This is a genomic window from Mesorhizobium sp. M5C.F.Ca.ET.164.01.1.1, from assembly GCF_004792125.1.
Taxonomy (GTDB): domain Bacteria; phylum Pseudomonadota; class Alphaproteobacteria; order Rhizobiales; family Rhizobiaceae; genus Mesorhizobium; species Mesorhizobium wenxiniae.
Map to the genome: position 1 here is coordinate 1 of NZ_SRTG01000262.1, position 353 is coordinate 353.

1 protein-coding gene is annotated in these 353 nt (G+C 58.4%); it reads right to left on the minus strand.

Translation table 11 applies throughout. The features are described from left to right. The coding region (locus EN807_RS37220) for an FAD-dependent oxidoreductase (protein WP_246684519.1) at window positions 1–334 on the minus strand (334 nt) is incomplete at its 3' end. Between the last annotated feature and the right edge of the window lie 19 nt (window positions 335–353).

The window sequence follows — 353 nt, forward strand, 5'->3', positions numbered from 1 at the left end:
CAGCGATGCCCGATTTTTGCCTACTAGCGGCCGATGCCTCGGCATTGTCGGGGTTCGCCGCAGTGAATCGAACATTGACGGCGGCGCCCTGGCCCTGAAACCGGGGCCGCTTTTTAGGATATGACCGATGACATCGCATGGCTAGGCTCTTTGGGGCATACGTCCGCAGGAAGAAGTGATGCAAACCAAATGTGACTACATCGTCATTGGCGGCGGTTCGACTGGCTGCGTGATTGCCTCGCGGCCCCTCCTCCAACAGGAAGACCGAGGCATCGGGATTTTCCGAAAGCCGCGAGGCAATCACGCAGCCAGTCGAGCCGCCGCCAATGACGATGTAGTCACATTTGGTTTGA